The sequence below is a fragment of the Enterobacter sp. kpr-6 genome (genome assembly GCF_900116015.1).
Lineage (GTDB): Bacteria > Pseudomonadota > Gammaproteobacteria > Enterobacterales > Enterobacteriaceae > Enterobacter_D.
Genome location: NZ_FOYH01000002.1, coordinates 463,541 through 484,128 on the forward strand (window position 1 = coordinate 463,541; position 20,588 = coordinate 484,128).

The 20,588-nt window shown below is 55.6% G+C and carries 19 protein-coding genes; 13 read left to right on the forward strand and 6 right to left on the reverse strand.

Translation table 11 applies throughout. The annotated features are described in order from the left end of the window. Positions 1-4 precede the first annotated feature (4 nt). Together BM373_RS06905 and BM373_RS06910 are read right to left on the reverse strand one after the other, a co-directional pair. On the reverse strand, positions 5-325 hold the full coding sequence (locus tag BM373_RS06905; RefSeq protein WP_090460692.1) for a copper-binding protein: 321 nt from the start codon (positions 323-325) through the stop codon (positions 5-7). 52 nt (positions 326-377) lie between these two features. Then, on the reverse strand, positions 378-785 hold the full coding sequence (locus BM373_RS06910) for a hypothetical protein (RefSeq protein WP_090460693.1): 408 nt from the start codon (positions 783-785) through the stop codon (positions 378-380). A 361-nt stretch (positions 786-1,146) separates the two neighbouring features. Between BM373_RS06910 and dcuC the strand changes: the two genes are divergently transcribed. The 7 genes from dcuC (at position 1,147) to ptsP (ending at position 10,132) form a co-directional block, all read left to right on the forward strand. Next, entirely contained in the window at positions 1,147-2,517 is a 1,371-nt protein-coding gene (dcuC, locus tag BM373_RS06915) for an anaerobic C4-dicarboxylate transporter DcuC (RefSeq protein WP_090460694.1), read from the forward strand. Between the two features lie 113 nt (positions 2,518-2,630). Beyond that, a complete protein-coding gene (gene rna, locus BM373_RS06920) occupies positions 2,631-3,434 on the forward strand; it encodes a ribonuclease I (protein ID WP_090460695.1) in 804 nt (267 codons plus the stop codon). 466 nt (positions 3,435-3,900) lie between these two features. Next, positions 3,901-4,224, forward strand: coding sequence for a PTS fructose transporter subunit IIB (locus tag BM373_RS06925; RefSeq protein ID WP_090460696.1), 324 nt, complete (start codon positions 3,901-3,903; stop codon positions 4,222-4,224). Between the two features lie 23 nt (positions 4,225-4,247). After that, the gene (locus tag BM373_RS06930) at positions 4,248-5,495 is read left to right on the forward strand and encodes a PTS fructose transporter subunit IIC (RefSeq protein WP_090460697.1); all 1,248 of its coding nucleotides are present in this window, start codon (positions 4,248-4,250) and stop codon (positions 5,493-5,495) included. A 10-nt stretch (positions 5,496-5,505) separates the two neighbouring features. Then, positions 5,506-6,594 carry an aminopeptidase gene (gene ypdF / locus BM373_RS06935; RefSeq protein ID WP_090460698.1) on the forward strand — a complete coding sequence of 363 codons (1,089 nt, stop codon included), beginning with the start codon at positions 5,506-5,508 and terminating at the stop codon, positions 6,592-6,594. After that, complete coding sequence (gene ypdE, locus BM373_RS06940; protein WP_090460699.1) at positions 6,584-7,612, forward strand: aminopeptidase; 1,029 nt, start codon at positions 6,584-6,586, stop codon at positions 7,610-7,612. The genes ypdF and ypdE overlap by 11 nt, the downstream gene beginning before the upstream one ends. A gap of 24 nt (positions 7,613-7,636) precedes the next feature. Beyond that, positions 7,637-10,132: a phosphoenolpyruvate--protein phosphotransferase gene (ptsP, locus tag BM373_RS06945; RefSeq protein ID WP_090460700.1), complete on the forward strand. Its 2,496-nt coding sequence runs from the start codon at positions 7,637-7,639 to the stop codon at positions 10,130-10,132. Position 10,133: 1 nt separating this feature from the next. Here the strand turns inward: ptsP and BM373_RS06950 are convergent, their stop codons facing one another. Both BM373_RS06950 and BM373_RS06955 read right to left on the reverse strand, forming a co-directional pair. After that, complete coding sequence (locus BM373_RS06950) at positions 10,134-10,988, reverse strand: helix-turn-helix domain-containing protein (RefSeq protein ID WP_090460701.1); 855 nt, start codon at positions 10,986-10,988, stop codon at positions 10,134-10,136. Positions 10,989-11,121: 133 nt separating this feature from the next. Next, entirely contained in the window at positions 11,122-11,952 is an 831-nt protein-coding gene (locus BM373_RS06955) for an alpha/beta fold hydrolase (RefSeq protein WP_090460702.1), read from the reverse strand. A 250-nt stretch (positions 11,953-12,202) separates the two neighbouring features. Here BM373_RS06955 and rnk point away from each other — a divergent pair, with 250 nt between their 5' ends. From rnk to BM373_RS06975, 4 genes are all read left to right on the forward strand, one after another. Then, complete coding sequence (gene rnk / locus BM373_RS06960; protein WP_090460703.1) at positions 12,203-12,613, forward strand: nucleoside diphosphate kinase regulator; 411 nt, start codon at positions 12,203-12,205, stop codon at positions 12,611-12,613. A gap of 139 nt (positions 12,614-12,752) precedes the next feature. Then, positions 12,753-13,181 carry a universal stress protein UspG gene (gene uspG / locus BM373_RS06965; RefSeq protein WP_090460704.1) on the forward strand — a complete coding sequence of 143 codons (429 nt, stop codon included), beginning with the start codon at positions 12,753-12,755 and terminating at the stop codon, positions 13,179-13,181. A gap of 163 nt (positions 13,182-13,344) precedes the next feature. Next, positions 13,345-15,330: a type VI secretion system tube protein TssD gene (gene tssD / locus BM373_RS06970; protein ID WP_090460705.1), complete on the forward strand. Its 1,986-nt coding sequence runs from the start codon at positions 13,345-13,347 to the stop codon at positions 15,328-15,330. Beyond that, a complete protein-coding gene (locus BM373_RS06975; protein ID WP_090460706.1) occupies positions 15,327-15,983 on the forward strand; it encodes a DUF2931 family protein in 657 nt (218 codons plus the stop codon). Before tssD ends, BM373_RS06975 begins: the two co-directional genes overlap by 4 nt. A gap of 95 nt (positions 15,984-16,078) precedes the next feature. Here the strand turns inward: BM373_RS06975 and ahpF are convergent, their stop codons facing one another. Both ahpF and ahpC read right to left on the reverse strand, forming a co-directional pair. Further along, the gene (ahpF, locus tag BM373_RS06980) at positions 16,079-17,641 is read right to left on the reverse strand and encodes an alkyl hydroperoxide reductase subunit F (protein ID WP_090460707.1); all 1,563 of its coding nucleotides are present in this window, start codon (positions 17,639-17,641) and stop codon (positions 16,079-16,081) included. Between the two features lie 238 nt (positions 17,642-17,879). After that, entirely contained in the window at positions 17,880-18,443 is a 564-nt protein-coding gene (gene ahpC, locus BM373_RS06985; RefSeq protein WP_090460708.1) for an alkyl hydroperoxide reductase subunit C, read from the reverse strand. Between the two features lie 261 nt (positions 18,444-18,704). Here ahpC and dsbG point away from each other — a divergent pair, with 261 nt between their 5' ends. Both dsbG and BM373_RS06995 read left to right on the forward strand, forming a co-directional pair. Continuing rightward, a complete protein-coding gene (gene dsbG / locus BM373_RS06990) occupies positions 18,705-19,448 on the forward strand; it encodes a thiol:disulfide interchange protein DsbG (protein WP_090460709.1) in 744 nt (247 codons plus the stop codon). Between the two features lie 214 nt (positions 19,449-19,662). Further along, the gene (locus BM373_RS06995) at positions 19,663-20,565 is read left to right on the forward strand and encodes a DNA-binding transcriptional repressor CitR (RefSeq protein ID WP_090460710.1); all 903 of its coding nucleotides are present in this window, start codon (positions 19,663-19,665) and stop codon (positions 20,563-20,565) included. The last annotated feature ends 23 nt before the right edge of the window (positions 20,566-20,588 follow it).

The following is a 20,588-nucleotide window of genomic DNA, read 5'->3' on the forward strand; positions in this document are numbered from 1 at the left end:
CGGCTTAGCGTTGCGGCGTCAATGAAACAATCTGGTAGCCTGCCGCGCCCTGAATAAAGTCAAAGCTGACCTTATCGCCAGGCTGCACATCCGGCAGTTCCGCGTCTGCAGGACGTAAAAACGTCATGGTCATCGGCGGCCAGTTGAGATCGGCAATCGTGCCGTGGGCAATAGAAAGGGATTGCGGGGTCGCTTTTTTGATCACGCCCAGCGCATGGTAAACCTGAGGGGTTGCAGCATGGTGCGCCATATCGTGAGCCGGGGCAGCATGAGCGGCAGAAAACAGCAGTACGCCCGCGAGCGCACAAATAACGGAAAAACGCATAATAAAACTCCTGTTAATCGACAATAAAAAAGGGATGCGAATTAACAGGTTTCTATTCACGGAACCGACAAAACCGGATGGTTGTCGGCGGTCCCACGGCGGGAGGGGTTAAAGACCAGGCAGAGGTGGGGGTTTCGTCACAGTGCGGCAAGGTGACGGCGACCGCAAGCGTCGCAGGAATAGCCACTAGCGGGGCATGACCGGTATCTTTTTGCGCCACATCCGGCACGCAGTGTTTGTCGCACAGCGGCGCGCTCATCATCTGCGCGGGCACCGGCGCACGCGCGGTCTGCCAGTGCGCCATGTGCTGAAGCATCATGCTTTCGCCCTGCACATTGACATCGCAGTCGTGGGACGCCACCGCCACCTGACTCTGGATCAGCAGCCAGCCGAACGCCATCAGCACCATCAACAGATGGCGCTTCAGAAAACGTAATCGACAGATCCAGTGGGTATGCATAACCGTCATCAGGCGCGAAAAAGAGGAGTTTAGTAAAACCACAATTAATAATTTTTTAAAGCGGTTTTTAATTATTTTTCATTCAGGAAGGAAATACTACGCAAACCAACATAATTATTAACTTTTTATTTTCATAAAACACTCAATTAATTTTCATTTTATATTCTTTGAAATGATTAATTGAAGATCAATCTATTTCCCGGATGATTAACAAAATTGCACGACAAGCTGCTTTACTAGTCAGTTTATTGATTTTAATCAGCTACTTTTGCCCATTAATTCGGCACATTGCGCCTCTCTATCGTTATTTGATTATTTGTCACGGACAACCATCACCGGTGTCTGTCTGCCAGGGGATACCATGTTAACCTTTATTGAATTGCTGATCGGCGTGGTGGTGATTGTGGGCGTCGCCCGCTACATCATCAAAGGCTACTCAGCCACCGGCGTACTGTTTGTGGGTGGCCTTCTGCTGCTGATTGTCAGCGCGCTGATGGGCCATAAAGTGCTGCCGGCCAGCGCCACCAGCACCGGCTATAACGCCACCGATATCGTCGAATACATCAAGATTTTATTAATGAGCCGTGGCGGCGACCTGGGCATGATGATCATGATGCTCTGCGGGTTTGCGGCCTATATGACGCATATCGGCGCAAACGATATGGTGGTCAAGCTGGCCTCCAAACCGCTGCGCTACATTAACTCGCCTTATCTGTTGATGATTGCCGCTTACTTTGTGGCCTGCCTGATGTCGCTGGCGGTGTCTTCCGCGACCGGTCTTGGCGTACTGCTGATGGCGACGCTGTTCCCGGTGATGGTCAACGTCGGCATCAGCCGCGGTGCCGCCGCCGCGATTTGCGCCTCCCCTGCCGCCATTATTCTCTCTCCTACCTCCGGCGATGTGGTGCTGGCTGCCAAAGCCGCTGAAATGCCGCTGATCGATTTTGCATTCAAAACCACGCTGCCGATCTCCATCGCCGCCATTATCTGTATGGCGATTGCCCACTACTTCTGGCAACGCTATCTGGATAAAAAAGAGAACATCACGGCGGAAATGCTGGATGTGAATGACATCACCACCACCGCGCCGTCGTTTTACGCCATTCTGCCGTTTACGCCGATTATCGGGGTGCTGATTTTTGACGGTAAATGGGGCCCGGAACTGCACATTATCACCATCCTTGTGATCTGCATGTTGCTGGCGGCGATTCTGGAATTTGTGCGCGGCTTCAATACGCAAAAAGTCTTCTCCGGCCTTGAAGTGGCGTATCGCGGCATGGCCGACGCCTTTGCGGGCGTGGTGATGCTGCTGGTGGCTGCCGGGGTTTTCGCCCAGGGTTTAAGCACCATCGGCTTTATCCAGAGTTTGATCTCCATCGCCACCTCGTTCGGCTCCGCCAGCATTATTTTGATGCTGGTGCTGGTGATCCTCACCATGCTCGCGGCGATGACCACCGGCTCCGGTAACGCACCGTTTTATGCCTTTGTGGAGATGATCCCGAAACTGGCGCACGAATCCGGTATTAACCCGGCCTATTTGTCCATTCCGATGCTTCAGGCTTCAAACCTTGGCCGCACCATTTCCCCGGTCTCCGGCGTGGTGGTCGCGGTTGCCGGGATGGCAAAAATCTCGCCTTTCGAAGTGGTTAAACGCACCTCTGTGCCGGTCATTGTTGGTTTGATCGTGGTAATTGTCGCCACCGAAATCCTCGTGCCGGGCGTGGCGGGTTAAGCGACACACGCTATCAGGGCTTTTTCTTTCATGCCGGTCAATTCCCCTTGATCGGCTTTTTTTATGCTTTAATACCAACAAATTCAGCGCATTTATCATTAACGGGCTTCCCTATGACTTCCTTCTGGCGAAACATCGCGCTTTCAGTCGTCGCCTTGCCGCTCTCATCGATGGCTGCCGCCCCGCTCGCGCCCACGCAGTACGCCGATTTTGACCGCTACGTGCTGGCGCTCTCCTGGCAGACCGGATTTTGCCAGAGCCAGCATGACCGCAAGCGTGATGAACCTGACGAATGCCGTCTGCAAACCGATTTGCCGCAAAAAAGCGATTTTTTAACCGTGCACGGCCTGTGGCCGTCGCTGCCTAAATCCATTGCCGCCCGCGGCGTCGATGAGCGCCGCTGGATGCGTTTTGGCTGCGCCACCCGCCCGATCCCCAACTCACCTGAAGCCCGCGCCAGCCGCAAATGTTCCGCAGAACAAACCGGCCTGTCGCTGGAGGGCGCGGCAAAACTCAACGAAGTGATGCCGGGCGCGGGCGGCAATAGCTGTCTTGAGCGCTACGAATACGCCAAACACGGCGTCTGTTTCGGCTTCGATCCCGACGCCTACTTCGGCGCTATGGTCAGGATGAACGGCGAGATCAAACAGAGCGCGCTGGGGGCATTTCTGGCAGACAATTACGGCAAAACCATCAGCCGCGAGGAGTTTGACCGCGCGTTTGCAAAGGCATACGGCGCGGCGAACATCAAAGCGGTGAAGCTGACCTGCAACGGTAAACCGGCTTATCTCACCGAGATGCAAATCGCGCTGGACGCCCGCGCGATCAATGCGCCGCTCGCAGCGACGTCGTTTGTGCCGCAGCCGCATCCCGGCAACTGCGGAAAACGCTTTGTGCTGGATAAAGTGGGGTATTGATTTCACCCCACCCCAGACTTCTCCTTTCAGGGCACCCTCACCCCAGCCCTCTCCCTGAGGGAGAGGGAGCTTAGAACACCCTCACCCCGGCCCTCTCCCTCAGGGAGAGGGAGCTTAGAGCACCCTCACCCCAACCCTCTCCCTCAGGGAGAGGGAGCTTAGAACACCCTCACCCCAACCCTCTCCCTCAGGGAGAGGGTGCTTTGAACACCCTCACCCCGGCCCTCTCCCTTAGGGAGAGGGGGATCGACTGACTCAGGCGAGGCACGTACTACTCCCTCTCCCCTGGGGAGAGGGCCGGGGTGAGGGGTCTTTTCTTCCGTTTTCATCACATTTCCTGATAATCCAACCCGCATCACACTTCACCACACCCGCATCAAAAATCCTGCCATTGCATCATTTATCCGGTAACTGACCTGGCGCCCGCCGCCCATAATCCTCCCGTCACCCACACACGGAGTTCATCATGGCAAAGAAATTAATCGCACTTTGCGCCTGTCCGATGGGACTGGCTCACACCTTTATGGCGGCGCAGGCACTGGAAGATGCAGCCATCGAAGCGGGCTATGAAGTCAAAATCGAAACCCAGGGCGCAGACGGCATTCAGAATCGCCTGACGGCGCAGGATATTGCGGAAGCCACCATCATCATTCATGCCATTGCTATCACGCCGGAAGATAACGAGCGCTTTGAAAGCCGTGATGTGTATGAAATCACCCTGCAGGATGCCATTAAAAACGCGGCCGGAACCCTGAAAGAAATCGAAGAGATGATCGCCGCCGAACAGTAATTTCCATCAACAGGATAGTCACCATGGCCATTAAAAAACGTAGCGCCACCGTGGTTGCCGACCCGTCCGGGACCGCAACGATGGTAAAAAGCTCTCCGGCCACCCGTAGTCGCTTCTGGGGTGAGTTACCGCAGCATATTATGTCCGGCATTTCACGCATGGTTCCCACGCTTATCATGGGCGGCGTGATCCTCGCGTTTTCACAACTTATCGCCTATAGCTGGCTCGATATCCCGGCAGATACCGGCATTATGGATGCGTTAAATTCCGGCAAATTCACCGGTTTTGACCTTTCGCTGCTGAAGTTTGCCTGGCTTTCCCAGTCCTTTGGCGGCGTACTGTTTGGCTTTGCGATCCCGATGTTTGCCGCGTTTGTGGCGAACTCCATCGGCGGCAAACTGGCTTTTCCGGCAGGCTTTATCGGCGGGCTGATGTCCACCCAGCCGACACAAATCCTCAATTTCGATCCGACCACGCTGCAATGGGGCACCACCGCACCGATCCCGTCCACCTTTATCGGTGCGCTGATTATCTCCATCGTCGCCGGGTATCTGGTGAAATGGATGAATCAAAAATTCCAGATGCCCGACTACCTGCTGGCGTTTAAAACGACCTTCCTGTTGCCAATTCTGTCTGCCATTTTCGTGATGCTGGCGATGTACTACGTGATCACTCCGTTCGGCGGCTGGATCAACGGCGGCATCCGCACCCTGCTCACCGCCGCAGGCGAAAAAGGCGTGCTGATGTATGCGGTAGGGATTTCTGCCGCGACCGCCATCGACCTTGGCGGCCCCATCAATAAAGCGGCCGGATTTGTCGCCTTCAGCTTTACCACCGATCACGTACTCCCGGTGACCGCGCGCTCCATCGCCATTGTGATCCCGTCGATTGGCCTGGGTCTGGCGACGCTGCTCGATAAGCGTCTGACCGGCAAACGGCTGTTCAGCGCCCAGCTCTATCCGCAGGGCAAAACCGCCATGTTCCTGGCCTTTATGGGCATCAGCGAAGGGGCGATCCCGTTCGCACTGGAAAGCCCGTTAACGGCGATCCCGTCCTACATGATCGGCGCGATTGTCGGCTCCACCACCGCCGTCTGGCTCGGCGCGGTGCAGTGGTTCCCGGAATCCGCTATCTGGGCCTGGCCGCTGGTAACCAATCTCGGCGTCTATATGTTCGGGATTTTACTCGGCGCGGTGATTACCGCCGGTCTGGTGATTTTCTCGCGGCATCTGCTCTGGCGTCGCGGCAAACTCATTATCGACACGCTCTGAGGAAATGATCATGACGTTGCTCGCCACCCTGCGTGACTGGCTTAAGGCCTCGCACATCGATGCGGTGCTGATCGCCTCCCGGCAAAATAAACAGCCGCATCTGGGATTTTCCAGCGGCTCCGGTTACGTGCTGATCACGCGTCAGCAGGCGCATATCCTGGTGGATTTTCGCTACCTCGCGCAGGTTAATGCGCCGGGATATCACCTGCATTTGCTCGACAGTCAGCACACGCTGGCCGCCATCGTTAACCAGTGCCTTGCCGATGAAGGCCTGACGACGCTGGGTTTTGAAGGTGAGCACGTGAGCTGGCAGACCGGTTCGCAGTGGCGCGAGAATTTTAATGCCACGCTTGTGAGCGTATCGCTTGATGCGCTGCGGCAAGTTAAAACCGCGCCGGAACTGGCGCTGATCCGCGAAGCCTGCCGGATCGCCGACACCACCGCCGAACATATCCGCCAGTTTATAGAAGCCGGGATGCGCGAGCGGGAAGTGGCGGCGGAGCTGGAATGGTTTATGCGTCAGCAAGGGGCGGAAAAACCGTCCTTTGACACCATTGTTGCCAGCGGCGCGCGCGGGGCCTTACCGCACGGCAAAGCCTCAGAAAAAGTGATTGTCGCGGGTGAGTTTGTCACCCTCGATTTTGGCGCTCAATACCAGGGATATTGCTCCGATTTGACGAGGACGTTCCTCGTCGCCGGACGCGACACAACGCCAGAAAAACACCCGCTGTATGAGATCTACCAGATCGTCCTGCGCGCGCAACGCGCGGCGATCCAGGCGATCCGCCCCGGCGTCGCCTGCCAGCAGGTTGATGCCACTGCCCGGCAGATCATTACCGACGCGGGCTACGGGGACTACTTCGGTCACAACACCGGGCACGCGGTGGGGATCGACGTTCACGAAAACCCGCGCTTCTCCCCCACCGACACCACCCTGTTGCAGCCTGGCATGGTGCTCACCGTCGAGCCGGGCATTTACCTGCCGGATCGCGGCGGAGTGCGCATCGAAGATATGGTGCTGGTGACGGCGGGCGGCGCGGAGGTGCTCTATCAGCAGCCTACCGATCTGCAACTGACAGGAGAGTCGAATGGACGTTGAATTGCTGGCGGCGCTGAGCAACGCCGACGCCATTGCTGCCTCTGAGCAGGAAGTGCGCGATATCTTCCTGAAAGAGGCCGCAAAGTACGGCAAAGCCGTACAGTTTGACGCCCTCGGATCGGTGCTGATCCGCCTGAATGAACATCCGGGGCCGAAAGTAATGATCTGCGCACACATGGATGAAGTCGGCTTTATGGTGCGCAGCATCGGCAGTAACGGGGCGATTGACGTGCTGCCCATCGGCAACGTGCGCAAAACCGCGCGAATGCTGCAGCCGGTGCGCATTACCACCCGCGAGGGGCATAAAATCTCCGGCCTGCTGGATGGTGACGCCAGCGGGGAAAACCTGCGCGTCGATATCGGCGCATGTACCGCGCAAGAGGTCACCGAGGCGGGCATTGCGCCGGGGGATCGCGTGACGTTCGCCAGCGATTTTCAGCGCCTGCCCCACCAGCGGATCATGGGTAAAGCCTTTGATGACCGCCTCGGCTGCTATCTGTTACTCACTCTGCTGCGCGAGCTTCACGCCACGCCGCTGGAGTGCGAACTGTGGCTGGTGGCCAGTTCCAGCGAAGAAGTCGGTTTACGCGGCGGGAAAACCGCGGCGCATACCGTGCAGCCGGACGTGGCGGTGGTGCTCGACACCGCCTGCTGGGGGAATAATTTCGATTTCAGTGCCGCCAATCACCGGCAGATCGGTCAGGGGCCGATGCTGGTGCTGTACGATAAATCGATGGTGGCCCCGCCCCGTCTCGCGCAGCATATCGCTGATATCGCGCGTGCGAACGATATCCGCCTGCAACAGGATATGTTCAGCAACGGCGGCACCGACGGCGGCGCGATCCACCTGACCGGCAGCGGCATTCCCACGATTGTGATGGGACCGCCGACGCGCCACGGCCACTGTGCGGCGTCGATTGCCGATCTGAATGACATTGCCAGTTGCCACCGTTTGCTGGTGGCGCTTGCCCGCACCTTTAATGCACACCATGTCCGCAGTCTGACGGATTTCAGCTAGTTTTCTGCGTACCAGGGAGTCTTTATGCTAACGATCGCCTTTTTCTGCCCGCTGCCTAACGGCCTGCATGCGCGTCCGGCCTGGGCGTTAAAAGCCCAGTGCGCCGCCTGGCACAGTGACATTCGTTTTATCAACGAGCGGCTTAACACGCAGGCCGATGCCAAAAGCTCGCTGGCGCTGGTCGGCACCGGCACGCTGTTTAACGACAGTTGCCGCCTGGAGATTAACGGCAGCGACGAAGAGCAGGCCCGCCGGGTGCTGGAGCACTATCTTAAGCATCAGTTTATCGACAGCGACAGCGCACCCGCGCCGCAAGCGCCGCTCACCGCCACTCCGCTGCCGCGATCGCTGGCCCGGTTAAATCCCTCCCTGATTTACGCCACTGCGCTGGCGGGCGGCATTGGCCGCGGCACGCTGCGCCTCTGGCAGAACGATTCGCTGGACGGCTACCGGGCGATCCCCGCCAGCCCCGAAGACAGTACGCGGCTGGAACACAGTCTGGCGGCGCTTGCATGGCAGCTAAACCAGCAGTCGCAGACGCTTGATGGCGAGAGCAAAACCATTATCAGCGCGCATCTGTCGCTGATTCAGGATGATGAGTTTGGCGGCAACATTCGCCGGTTGATGAGCGAGCAGCGCCTGAGCCTGGCGCAGGCCATCATCGGCAATATGGAGCAGGTGTGCGCTAAACTCGCCGCCTCCGCCAGCGACTATCTGCGCGAGCGCGTCAGCGACATTCGGGATATCAGCGAGCAGCTACTGCACATCACCTGGCCGGATCTGCGCCCTGATAATACGCTGACGCTGAATGAACCGACGATCCTTGTTGCCGAAGACATCACGCCGAGCCAGTTTTTAAGTCTGGATCGGCAGCAGTTAAAAGGCATGGTGCTGGAGAAAACGGGCCGCACCTCGCACACCCTGATCCTCGCCCGCGCCGCCGCGATCCCGGTGTTAAGCGGGCTGCCGTGCGCGTCACTGAGTCTGCATGACCGCAAGCCCGCTATTCTGGATGCGGAATGCGCCGTGCTGGTGACCGATCCTGACGAGGCGGTGCAGGGTTATTACCGGGTGGCGCAAAAACTGGCTGACCGCCGCCACCAGCAGCAAAGTCAGGACGCTGGCCTGCCCGCCGTCACCCGCGACGGCAAGGCGATTGAGATCGCCGCCAATATCGGCAGCGCGCTGGAAGCGCCGGGGGCGTTTGCCAGCGGCGCGGAAGGCGTGGGGCTGTTCCGCACGGAAATGCTGTTTATGGACCGGGAAAGCGCGCCGGATGAACAGGAGCAGTTCGAAGCCTATCAGCAGGTGCTGATGGCGGCGGGCGAGCGGCCGGTGATCTTTCGCACCGTGGATATCGGCGGCGACAAGCACATTCCGTATCTGCCGATCCCGCAGGAGGAAAACCCGTTTCTGGGCTATCGCGCGGTGCGCATCTACCCGGAATTTGCCGACCTGTTCCGCACCCAGTTGCGGGCGATTGTTCGCGCCAGCGCCTTCGGTAATGCCCGGCTGATGATCCCGATGGTGCACAGTCTCGACCAGATCCTGTGGGTGAAAAACCTGCTCAACGAAGTGCGCAGCGCGCTGAAGGCCGAGGGGCTGCGCATTTCCGCCGACCTGCCGCTGGGCATCATGGTGGAAGTGCCGTCGGTGTGCTTTATCATCGATCACTTCTGCGAAGAGGTGGATTTCTTTAGCGTCGGCTCCAACGACATGACCCAGTACCTGTACGCCGTGGATCGCAATAACCCGCGCGTCTCCCCGCTCTACAATCCCATTACACCGTCGTTTTTGCGGATGCTGCGCCAGATTATCAGCACCGCGCACCGCCACCATAAGCGCGTCGGCATTTGCGGCGAACTGGGGGGCGAAAGCCGCTATCTGCCGCTGCTGATAGGCCTGGGGCTGGACGAACTGAGCATGAGCGGGCCGCGCATTGCGCCGATCAAATCGCTGGTGCGCCAGTCAGACAGCGAAGCCTGCATCGCGCTTGCGCAGCAGGCCTGCGAGTGCCGCAGCGCCGACGAGATCGAACAGTTGCTGGCAAGCCAGGTCCAGCCGGAAGCACCCCGCCCGTTGCTGGCGCTGGAAACCATTTGCGTTGGCGAACCGCTCACCTCCCGCGAGCAGGTGATCCAGTATCTGTGCGGTAATCTGGCGCTGCACGGACGCACCGACGCACCGCAGGCGCTGGAGGAGGATATCTGGCAGCGTGAAGAGATTGTCACCACCGCCGTTGGGTTTGGCGTGGCCATTCCGCACACCAAATCACCGTGGGTGCGCCACTCCAGCATCAGCATTGCCCGCCTGCCGCAGCCGGTGGACTGGGGTTCAGATATGGGGGACGTGGAGATTGTGATTATGCTGACCCTTGGCGAAAACGAAGGCATGAATCACGTGAAGGTCTTCTCGCAACTGGCGCGCAAGCTGGTGAATAAGACGTTCCGCCAGACGCTATTCGACGCACAAGACAGCGAAACGATCCTCGCGCTGTTGCAGGCGGAAATTCAGCTCTGAGTTACTGAAAACGCGCGCGGTACTCCCCCGGCGTCAGGCCAAACTGACGCCGGAAAACGCGGCAAAAATAGTCGCTGTCGTGAAAACCGCAGCGCTTCGCCACTTCTGCTACCGGCAGGTGATATTTCTGCAAAATCATCCGCGCTTTCGCCATTCGCACCCAGCGAACGTAGTCGACAAAACTCATTGTCCCCTGCTGTGAAAACAGCCGTGAAAGATGGTTCGGCGTGATGTTGAACAGCGAGGCGACGGACTCGCGCGACAGCGGCGAGGCGTAGTTATCCTGGATCCAGTTGCACAGGCTCTGGTAGAGAAAATCCGCACGCGGCAGCACCGCGCCCGGCTGAGTGTGAACCACTTTGCGGCACAGATGCAGCAGGCTCAGCACCAGCGGCTGAATAATGTCCTGCTCGCCGGGCGTGCGGCTCAGATATGTCAGTGCGGTCAGCATCGCCTCCCCTTCCCCGCGCTGCGGGTGCGGCAGTTCGATTTTGCGCACCGTATGCGAGGCCGCCTGTCCGCGCGCATCGTGAAAGGTCAGCCCAAGCCAGGCGGGGGCAAACACCAGGCTTAACACCATCACCGGCTTATCAAACAGCGGACAGTTTGCCGCCCGCGCCGGGATAAACAGCATTTCGCCTTCGCCCAGGCGCTGCGACTTGTCGTCCAGCCGGTTGGTGTAATCGCCGCGCAGCACCACGTCCAGCCTCGGCCACTCCAGGCTTACGCTGCCCGTTTGCAGCATGCGTGGCTGCCCGGCAAACCAGACGCGCCCAAGCCGCTGCGGATTGAGCACCAGACCGCTTAACAAATCGGCAAAAAATTGCTGATCGGCAGGTAAATGAAGTTCAGACATCCCTGACTCCCGGTGAAATAAGCGACGTTAGTGTAGCGGATTGACCGGGGGAAAGGTAAAAACGGGGCGCAATTTACCCTGTGTTCATCACCCTGAAAATCCAGGAGGATGAGCACAGGATAATCTGCATAAATCAGGCGCGGATAAAGGCGAGCAGATCGTCGCTGATCTGGTGCTTGTGGGTGGTGCAAATCCCGTGCGAACCGCCTTCATAGACCTTGAGGCGGGCGTCCGGCAGGATTTCTGCCGCCACTTTGCCGCAGGTTTCGAACGGTACGATCTGATCGTCATCGCCATGGATCACCAGCGTCGGGATGGTCATTTTTTTCAGATCTTCACGCAGGTCAGTTTCGGAGAAGGCCTGGACACAGTCATACAGCGCTTTGATTGAGCCCTGTAACCCCTGCTCGACGAAACTTTCGCGCACCGCTTTGGACTCTTTAGCGTCCGGGCGGTTATAGCCGTAAAAGGCGGCCGTTAACTCATAGAAAAACGCCGCACGATCGTTGAGCACGCCCGCACGAATACCGTCGAAGACCTCCATCGGCACGCCGTTGGGGTTAAAATCGGTTTTCACCATAATCGGCGTCACCGCGCCAATCAGCACCGCTTTGGCGACCCGATCCGTACCGTGGCGACCGATGTAGCGCGCCACTTCACCGCCGCCGGTGGAGTGCCCGACGTGCACCGCATCCCGTAAATTGAGATGTGCGGTGAGTTCAGCCAGATCGTCGGCGTATTGATCCATATTGTGCCCGTCCCAGGGTTGCGCTGAACGCCCGTGTCCACGGCGGTCGTGCGCAATGACGCGATAACCGTTGGTCGCCAGATACAACATTTGATCTTCAAAAGCATCAGCGGTTAACGGCCAGCCATGGCTGAAAACAATGGGCTGCCCGCTGCCCCAGTCTTTGAAATGCAGATAGCTGCCATCTTTCAGTGTCAATTTGTCGTACTGGCTCATGCGTTCTCCTGTGACGAAAATGCGTTCAGTCATAACCCCAAAGGGATGCATAAAAAGCATAATTCATATCCACCAGCTATCACGTTTTTCACACAAATTTCATCTGATAGGCTTAGGGGAATGCACTGATAATCGTCCGTTGTGAGCAATATCACTACAACTTGCCGGGAAGTCTCAGTATCATCGGGAGAGCTAAACCCTTGCCGCCTGGCGGTGAGGGTTTTTCTTTTGGATTAACATGGAGTAAGAGATGTCCAGACCCGCTATTATCATTAACGAACGTGATGCTGAACGCATTGACAGCCTGCTGGAGCGGGAGCCGTACGCCAGCCTGCCGGTGGCCGATGCGTTAAACGCGGAACTGGATCGCGCGCAGATGTGTGCCCCTGAGGCGATGCCGCGCGATGTGGTGACGATGAACAGCGAAGTAAAATTCCGCGATCTGAGCAGCAACGAGATCCGCGTACGCACGCTGGTTTACCCGGCGGACATGACCGACAGCAGCCAGCAACTGTCGGTACTCGCCCCGGTGGGTGCAGCGCTGCTGGGACTGCGCGCGGGCGATACCATTCTTTGGGAATTGCCCGGCGGAACCACCACTCACCTCGAAGTGCTGGAGGTCCTCTACCAGCCTGAAGCCGCGGGTGATTTTACACGCTAACTCTCTGAATAAAGCCCCGCGCTTTGTCTTGCAGAGGATGCGTCCTGCATCCTCTTTCCGTTTTTTGCCATCTGGCTTACAAAAACCGTACCTGCGTTGTGGTTGAATGGAGGCAGTTAATCCACAGGGAGAAGCACGCATGTATAACACGCTCATTATGCCGGTTGATGTTTTCGAAATGGAACTCAGCGACAAGGCGATACGTCACGCCGAGTTTCTGGCGCAAAACGACGGTATCATTCATCTGCTTCATGTATTACCCGGCTCGGCCAACCTCAGTTTGCATCGCTTTGCGGCCGATGTGCGCCGCTTTGAAGAGCATCTCCAGCATGAAGCTGAAAGTCGGCTTAACACTATGATCGGTCATTTTTCACTTCCGGCGTCGCGCATAAAAACACACGTCCGCATTGGCAGCGTGCGCGATGTGGTGAATGAACTCGCAACGGAACTCGACGCAGATGTGATTGTGATTGGCTCCCGCAACCCTTCCATTACGACCCATTTGCTTGGATCGAACGCCTCAGGCGTGGTGCGCCATGCTCATATTCCGGTGCTGGTGGTGCGGTAAAATAAAGTTTTATGCTGATTAATTTATTACATGGCCGCCTCTTATTATTGGGGCGGCCATTTTTATTTCTGCATTTACTATGATTTCAAATAAATCGACACCCCCGGATTTTCTTTATTATCCCTGACGCAAAATATTTCATTAACGGAAAGGATTCTGACGTATGAGCCATATTGTTTACTTACGCATTAATGGAGAGCGGCAGGGAAATATCTCCGCGGGGTGTGGTACCGAAGCCTCCATCGGCAACCGCTGGCAACTCGGGCACGAGAATGAAATCATGTGTCTGAGCCTCGCCCAGAGCATGACCAGCACGGGCCAGCAGGCGCATCATCAGGGTTTGCAGTTCTGCAAGATGATCGACAAAAGCAGCCCCCTGCTGATGCAGGCGATTAACGATAATGAACCGCTGAAACTGGATTTTGATTTTTACCGGATTAATCCTTTTGGCCGCATGGAAAAATATTACCGCATCGAATTACGTGGTGCGCTAATAAACCATACATGGACAACCTTCGCAGATGATATTCCCAATGAATATATCATCGTCAGCTATGATTATATTCTTTGCCAGCATCTTATTGCCGGAACGGAAAACAGCTATCTGGTATTTCCCGATAATTACAACCGGCTTTTTCCTGTTCAGCAGGCTGCATATATCGCGCCGCCACCGCCGGAACCCAAACGCGAAATTACCCTGGTCCTCGGTGTGTTCTTTGATGGCACGGGGAATAACGCCATTAATACGCAGAATATGCTGGAGGTGTTTAAGGCGAAGCATTATCAGATTTCCAATCCGGATGCGGCCAGTATCCTTGAAAAAACCGCTGAAGAAATGGGAATGACGGATAGCGAAGCCACCAGCTATCTGGGGTACTACACCAACATTCACTGGCTCAGTACGCTGTATGACACGGATCTCCCACCAGAAAAAGGGTTTGTTCAGCAGGGGATTTACATTGAAGGGATTGGTACGGAGGACGGTAAACCTGACAGCCTGCTCGGTCAGGGACTGGGCATTTCGGATACCGGAGTGATTGCGAAGACGGACAAGGCAGTGAGTAAAATTGCCGAGGCTATCAAATCTTTACTTATAAAAATCCCGGATAAAGTGACGGTTAAAGCTGTCCAATTCGATATCTTCGGCTTCAGCCGGGGCGCTGCTGCCGCCCGTCATTTCGCCAATCGCATTCAGAATGCAGACCCGTTAATTATCGCTGCGATCCGTGAGGGGCTGGCCCGGTTCACCTACACCGGCGCACCGGCCGGGAAAACCCGCTTTATCGGCATTATGGATACGGTGGCTGCCATCGGCACCCCGGTAAACGGCCTTAACCCGCATAGCGCTGATACCGGAATCGTTAATATCACCCTTCGCCCCGGCGTGGCGGAAAAAGTGTTTCATATCACTGCGCTCAATGAATGCCGCTTTAACTTTGCGCTCAACAGCGTGCGCCCGGCGTGGCCAGAACTGGCGCTGCCCGGTGCCCACTCAGACATCGGCGGTGGCTACCTGCCGGTGATGCGCGAGAGCGTGTTTCTCACCCGTCCGCAGGGGGAAACGGTGCCGGATGGCCAACCGGAGACACAGACAGATGTCTGTCAGCGTGCGCTGGCGCAAAAAACCGTGCTTGCCGCCCTGCCCGCCGTTGCGCCACTGCTCCGCACCCATCCCGTTAACGTCAGTACCTGGAGTCAGCACACGGTGCCTTCTGACCGCAACGGACAGATGCAGAAGCGCAGCTTCGCCGCCCTGACCCTGCAAAAGCGGATCGTTAGAAACGGCTGGGCGAACGTGGTACTGCGGGTGATGATGGCAGCGGCACAGGAGGCGGGCGTGATATTTACTGAAGTTGAGAAAAATGATGACGTAAAGCTCCCCGCTGAGTTGATGCCGTTTTACCAGAAGGCGCTGGCACAGGGGAAAGCGGTGCGTGCAGGAAGAATTTATGCGCCTTTTTTACCTGCTGAAATGGATACCATCGCCAGAGATTACATCCACTGCTCCGCCAACTGGAACGCGGTAGAGATTAAAGAGAGCGGAGAAATTTACGGCGGAGCGTGGGCGAGCGAAACGCTCGGCTTTATCAACCGCCCGGATGAAAACTGGCGGCGCACTGTTTATAACATGGACGGAAAAAACACATGAAATACCTGACCCGGCTTTCACTGCTCTCACTTTTTATGCTGACCGCCTGTCACGCCGGCAAACCCATGCCCCCGGAAGAAACCGGTGCCATGCCCTACGGAGAGTGGGGGTTTGCTTTTTTTACTCCCAAAGCCCTTCCGGCGAGCGTGAATTTCGTCACCCTGCTGGATGAGAAACAGGTCCATTACACGTTTCGTACCCTCGACAGCGTGCAATCTAATCCTTCCAGCATCGGGAAGTGGTTTCAACGAGTGTCACGTTACACGCAATTCAACAAAGCCCGCCATCCCCCGCTGGCTATCATTTTCTGCTGGGATTCGATCATTGATAAAAAAACCTACGAGACGCACATCACCTTTTCGCAGGCCACGCGCGACAGAATGCACGCCCCCGCGGGAGTGGATATATCCGGTGATACGGCCTGGTACGACACCATGCTGTTCGGGCTGGCCCCGGAGGGAAAAGTACGCGTCTGGCTGCAAACGTTAAAGAGAATTGACAATCTCCCTGTCCAGCCGGAGAAACTCGTCACGCTGTCAGGCAGCGAACTGCGTGTTTGTAAAAACATATCCAACCATAAACAAGGCTATGACTATAGCCAGACAACAAAAGACTTCATCAAAGACAAAACCTACCCTTACGGCGAGTGGTAAGGCTGTTCGGGAGAAGCAGCAGTAAGTATCAATAAAAAAGCCAGTCAGTGATGACACTGACTGGCTTGCTTGCAGGTATGTCTGACTTTCTTTTTTTATACGGTGGTGCGGATCAGGTGGTCAAAGGCGCTCAGTGACGCTTTTGCCCCTTCGCCAGTGGCGATAATAATCTGCTTGTACGGCACGGTGGTGCAGTCGCCTGCGGCGAATACGCCCTTCACGCTGGTTTCGCATTTCGCGTCGATGATGATTTCACCCATGCGGTTACGTTCAATCGCGCCTTCCAGCCAGTTGGTGTTCGGCAGCAGACCAATCTGTACGAAGATCCCCGCCAGCGCCAGGTGGTGCACGTCGCCGCTCACGCGGTCACGGTACTCAAGGCCCGTCAGTTTCGTGCCGTCACCTTTCACTTCGGTGGTCTGCGCATTCAGGATGATGTCCACGTTTGGCAGGCTGCGTACTTTATTCTGCAATACCTGGTCCGCTTTCATCTCTGGCGCAAATTCCAGCAGCGTAACGTGCTCTACAATTCCTGCCAGATCGATTGCCGCTTCCACGCCGGAGTTGCCGCCGCCGATCACCGCCACGCGCTTGCCTTTAAACAGCGGGCCGTCGCAGTGCGGGCAGTAGGTTACACCTTTGGTGCGGTACTGTTCTTCACCCGGCACGTTCATGTTGCGCCATTTCGCACCGGTCGCAATGATGATGCTGCGTGCTTTCAGCACGGCACCGGACGCGGTTTCGATCTGATGCAGGCCACCTTCCACTTCCGCCGGAGTCAGACGCGTCGCGCTTTGGGTGTCAATGACATCCACATCGTAATCATCCACGTGCGCTTTTAATGCGCCCGCCAGTTTCTGACCTTCGGTTTTCGGCACAGAGATGTAGTTTTCGATATCCACGGTGTCGAGCACCTGGCCACCGAAACGCTCACCCATCAGGCCGGTACGGATGCCTTTACGGGCAGAGTACACTGCCGCCGCCGCACCCGCCGGGCCGGAGCCGACGATCAGCACGTCATATGCATCGCGTTTGTTCAGCTCTTCCGCCGCACGTTTTTCTGCGCCGGTGTCCACCTTCGCCACGATTTCAGTCAGCGTCATACGGCCCTGACCGAACTCTTTACCGTTCATAAAGACCGCCGGAACACCCATGATGTTACGGTCGGTGATTTCGTTCTGGAATGCGCCACCGTCAATCGCGGTGTGCTTAATACGCGGGTTCAGTACCGCCATTAAGTTCAGCGCCTGCACCACGTCCGGGCAGTTGTGACAGGTCAGCGAGTAATAAGTTTCGAATTCAAAATCGCCGTCGATATCGCGGATCTGCTCAAGCAGCGACTGTGCTTCTTTCGACGGATGACCGCCGGTCCACAGCAGCGCCAACACCAGCGAGGTGAATTCATGGCCCAGCGGAGAGCCGGCAAAGCGCGGTCCCTGTACTGAACCCGGATTGGTAATAACAAATGATGGCTTGCGCACGGCCAGCGTGTTGTCTTCTTTGAAAGAGACTTTGTCAGACAGTTCGGCGATTTCCGCCAGCAGTTCCTTGATTTCTGCCGATTTAGCGCTGTCATCCAGCGTGGCAATCAGCTCAACAGGCTTAGTCAGGCGCTCAAGATAAGCCTTAAGCTGTGTTTTCATATTTGTGTCGAGCATTTTCATCTCCTGCTAAAAAACATCATCATGCAAGCTGCCTTATTTGGGCTGCCTGAATGCAACTTGAATCATGGTGTTGAAAAAGCGGGTGCGGCGCACCCGCTTAAGGATTAATTCGCAAGTATTTCGTGTTACAGGAAGGCGGCAAGCTTATGAATCCCCGGGAGCTTACATAAGTAAGTGACCGGGGTGATTAAGCGCAGTCAACGCACCTGTAGCGCGAAAGACGCCGTGAATTTTAGATTTTGCCAACCAGGTCCAGAGACGGAGCCAGAGTCGCGTCGCCTTCTTTCCATTTAGCCGGGCACACTTCGCCTGGGTGAGAAGCAACGTACTGAGCCGCTTTCACTTTACGCAGCAGGTCAGATGCGTCGCGGCCAATGCCTTCAGCGGTGACTTCAACAGCCTGGATGATGCCCTGCGGGTCAACGATGAAGGTACCACGGTCAGCCAGGCCTTCATCTTCACGCATAACTTCGAAGTTACGGGTCAGGGCACCAGTCGGGTCGCCGATCATCGCGTATTTGATTTTAGCGATGGTTTCAGAGCTGCTGTGCCATGCTTTGTGAGTAAAGTGAGTATCGGTAGACACAGAGTAGATGTCCACGCCCAGTTTCTGGAACTCGTCATGATGGTCTGCCACGTCACCCAGTTCGGTCGGGCAAACGAAAGTGAAGTCAGCCGGATAGAAGAAGAACACGCTCCAGCGGCCTTCAGTATCTTTCTCAGTAACTTCTACAAATTCACCGTTTTTGAACGCCTGGTTTTTGAAAGGTTTGATTTTAGTGTTGATTAAAGACATTGATACTTTCTCCGTGGTTTCGATGGGATGTAAGTTAACGAATTTTAGCGAGCCCGGCTAATGCGTTTACGTTATCAAATCAATAAGCGATATCTATACCCGTCATACTTCAAGCTGCTGGCCAAAACCGAAAACTTCAAACGCAGGCGATTAGAACATCCCCACGTTTAAACAACAACGCGCGTAGTGTAAGGTCTGACCTATGGCTGTGATAAGTTTCACCTTACCAGAAAACATCCCTATTAAATACAAGGAATTACCATGCTTAAACGCGCGTTGTTACTGACTCTGCTGCCCTTTTTTGCCCAGGCTGAAGATCTGCCCGCACCGGTAAAAGCCATTGAGAAACAGGGAATTACTATCATCAAATCCTTCGATGCGCCGGGTGGAATGAAGGGGTATCTGGGTAAATATCAGGACATGGGCGTCACCATTTACCTTACGCCGGACGGTAAACATGCGATATCGGGCTATATGTATGACGAAGCGGGCACCAATCTCAGTGAAAAGCTGATCCAGCAGGACATCTATGCCCCTGCCGGACGTGAACTGTGGCAGCAAATGGAAAAAGCGCAGTGGATCCTCGATGGCAAACAGGACGCCCCGCGCGTGGTGTACGTGTTCGCCGATCCTTTCTGCCCGTACTGCAAACAGTTCTGGCAGCAGGCGCGCCCGTGGGTCGACAGCGGAAAAGTGCAGTTACGCACGCTATTAGTGGGCGTGATCAAACCCGAAAGCCCGGCAACCGCTGCGGCAATCATGACATCAAAAGATGCGGCGAAAACCTGGCACGACTATGAGCAGTCCGCCGGAAAACTGCCGCTGACGCTGCCGAAAGCGATCCCTGAGCCAACCATGAAGGCGCTCAACGCCCATCAAAAGTTAATGGACGATCTCGGGGCAAACGCGACGCCCGCCATCTACTACATGAATAAGGAAAATATTCTGCAACAGGTTGTGGGCCTGCCCGATGAAGAAAAGTTGAAGGTAATCATGGGGGAATAAACTTATTCACGGGTGGGCATAATGCCTGCCCATTTTCGGGCGCGTGAGCTTATTTTATTATCCCGCTTTCAAATATTTTTTTTCGTGATACATTTAGTTTTGATACAACCGTATTTAAGCATGCCGATGACAATGGATTGTAATAAGACATAATTTTCATCAATGGAATATGGGTTGTATTCCTTATTCATAGTCAATAAATCAGGATGACAAAATGGCTAACCTCTATGACCTTAAAAAGTTCGATCTTAACCTGCTGATCATTTTTGAGAGCATTTATCAGCATCAAAGTATCAGCAAGGCAGCCGAAACGTTATTTATTACGCCTTCGGCGGTAAGCCAGTCATTACAACGCTTACACGCTCAGCTCAACGATCCGCTTTTTGTGCGCTCCGGCAAAGGCGTAACGCCGACGACCGTGGGTATTAATCTGCACAGCCATCTGGAAGAAAATCTTAATCAGCTTGAACAAACGATTAACATCATGAACCGGGCTGACCTGAAAAAGAATTTCATTGTTTACAGCCCTAAGGTCTTAATTTCCAACGGCCTGACCACGCTCATTAACACCCTTCAGGATAAAGCCGCTTACACCGTTGAACACCATAATATGTTAATCGCGCCGGATACGGCGGAAGACCTGCTGAATTATCGTAAAGCCGATCTGATCATCTCGCTGTTCCCCGTCCACAACCACTCCATTATCTGCCGCCCGCTGAAAAGCGAGCCGCTGGTGCTGGTCTGCCGTAAGCAGCACCCCCGTCTGGACGAAGCCACCACCACGGACAAGGTGCTGGAAGAAGGCTTTACCTTTTATAACAGCCCCAACAGCGCCACCAAAGAGTTGCAGGCGGCTATCGAGGCGCGGCTTCCACAGCGGAACATTGTTTTTCGCAGCGACTCCATGCTCTCTATCCTCAGCATGATTAGCCAGACCGATCTGGTCGGCGTGGTGTCGCAGTCTAGTTATCTTTTCATGAAAGATATTTTGCAGCTTAAACAGATCAATATTGGCGCGCCTTTACCTAATATTGACTATTACATGTTGTATAACCGGGCCGCCCTCAGAGGCAGTGTTTTTTCACAGTTCATTGACAGCTTTGATTCATCGCATTGATGAAATAAATAATAAGGCCACCC